Raw genomic sequence first — 2,359 nt, forward strand, 5'->3', positions numbered from 1 at the left:
GCCCCGCCGAACATCAGGGCGATCTGCGGCCCCAGCAGGGTCACGATGGGCAGGATGGCGTTGCGCAGCACGTGCCTACGGACCAGGTGAAATCGGCTCATGCCCCGTGCCCGGGCGGCCAGGATGTAGTCCTGGCTCAGGACCTCCAGGCAACTGGCACGCATGAAGCGGGCGTACTGCGCCGTGGAGTAGAAGGACAGGGCCAGGGCCGGAAGCACCACGTGGGCGAAGCCTCCCCACCCCGTGACGGGGAACCAACCCAGCCGCACGGCCAGAAAGTACTGGAACAGGGAAGCCAGAACGAAGTTGGGGACGGACACCCCCAGGATTGCCAGAAACATGACGGCGTAGTCCAGCGCCCTTCCGCGGTGGAGCGCCGCCACGACGCCCAGCGCGACCCCCAGCCCAGCCCCCCACAGGATGGACGTCAGGCCCAGCACCCCGGACACGGGGGCGTAGCGGGCGAGGATGTCCCCGACGCTCCGCCCGCGGTAACGCAGCGATTCGCCCAGGTCGCCCTCCGTCAACAGCCGCTTCCAGAAGAGCCCGTACTGCTCCAAGAGGGGCCTGTCGAAGCCGTAGCGCTCGAAGGTCTGCCGGCGCAGGGATTCGGGCAGCTTCTCGGTCATGGCCTCGATGGGGTTGCCCGGCACGGAATGGATGATGAAAAAGGTGGCGCTCGACGCCACGAACAGGGCGACGAGCGCGTAGATCAGCCTCTTGAGGACGAACCGAGTCATCTAATCTTCTTCGTCCGGCGCTACTTCTCGACGGAAACGGTCTTGTAGAGCATGGCGGTGAAGGTTGGGGCGGCGTACCCCTTCACGTAGGGATGGATGTAGTCGAAGCCGGTGGAATAGGCATAGGGGGCGATCGTCCCCTCCTCCAGCAGGATGCGCTCCGCCTCCGCGTAGTCCTTCGCCCTCAGGGCCTTGTCCGCGCTCTGCCCCGCCTCCCGAACCAGGGTGTCGTACCTCTCGTTCGACCATCCCGTGGGAATGGTCCGGGTGCCCGTGATCCACAGGTCCATCATGGAGGAGGGGTCGTTGAAGTCCGCGTAGTAGGACTTATAGCCCATCTGGTAGTCCAGGTTGCGGTTGCGCTCCTGAAAGACGGGCCACTCCACGGGGTCGAGCTCCAGGTCGACGCCCAGCCTCGTCTTATAGGCCTGCTGGAGGTACTCCGCAAAGTCTCGTGTGGCATTGTGGCACATGAGGACGATCTTCAGCTCCTCAGGGGCCTCGCTCATCCCCAGCTCCTTCAGCCCCTCGGCCAGGAGCGCCTTGGGGTCGGGATGGGCCGCGGCCAACTCCCTGATGGGGTTCCCCGCCAGTTTGCGGAAGTTCTCCCCGTCCAGGCCCATGGCTGGCGGCAGCCAGCCCCAGGCGGCCGGGTCCAATCCCAGGCTGACGTCCCTGTGGATCTCCTCCCGGTCGAGGGCGAGGCTGAAGGCCAGGCGCACCTTCGGGTTGGAGAAGGGCGGAACCGTCTGGTTGAAGAAGACGTACTTGGTTTCGGGCATGGCGACGACGTTCTTGACGTATCCACCCTTCTCGTCCAACTTCTTCGCCCACTCGATGGAATAGACGGATGTGAGGTCCAGCCCGCCGTTCTCGAAGTCGCCCACCTTGGCCGACTCCTCGGCGACGATCTTCATCTCCAGGCGGTCCAGCTTCACGTTATCCGCGTCCCAGTAGAGGGGGTTCTTGACGAAGGCCAGGGAGCTGTTGTGAACCCAGTCCGCAAGGTTGAAGGGGCCGCAGCCCACGATCTTGTCCGCGTCCGTCCCGTAGGCGTCCCCGAACTTCTCCACGACGTCGCGGCGCGCGGGAAACATGGCCGTGCCCGCCGCGCTCTGCAGCAGGTAGGGGACCGGGTGCTCCAGGTGGACCACGAACGTCCGGTCGTCAGGGGCCTCCAGCCCCAGCTCGGAGAGCGGCTTGTTGCCCAGCAGCACCTCGCCCGCGTTCTTGATGAACCGGACCTTCCCGGAGATGGGGGATGTGGTCGCGGGGTCGAGGACGCGGGAGATGCCATAAACGAAGTCCGAGGCCCGCAGCGGCTCGCCGTCGGCCCACTTCATCTCCCGCAGGTGGAACGTCCAGGTCAGGCCGTCCTCGCTCGTTTCCCAGGACTCCGCGCAGGCGGGCACGGCGACCTCGCGGCCGTCCCGGACGATGATGCCGGTCAGCCCCTCGATGACCTGGGAGGCCACCATGGCGGAGTAGTAGTCGGAGACGCGGGCCACGTTGAATGAGTCCGGCTCCTCGTCGATGGGAATGCGGAGCACCTGCGGCTCCCCGGCCCAGGCCGCGCCGGCGAAGATCGACGACAGGACGAGGCACAGCGACAGCGCCCA

Annotated in this window: 2 protein-coding genes; both read right to left on the reverse strand. The window is 66.1% G+C overall.

Annotated elements, in window-relative coordinates; translation table 11 throughout:
- Positions 1 to 740 (reverse strand): ABC transporter permease (locus tag ACO41U_RS10370; RefSeq protein WP_485943772.1); only part of this gene is annotated, 740 nt, incomplete at its 3' end.
- Positions 741 to 760: 20 nt separating this feature from the next.
- Positions 761 to 2,359, reverse strand: a 1,599-nt coding sequence (locus ACO41U_RS10375) for a peptide ABC transporter substrate-binding protein (RefSeq protein ID WP_485943774.1), incomplete at its 5' end; no start/stop codon positions are given.

The organism is Fretibacterium sp., assembly GCF_057312375.1.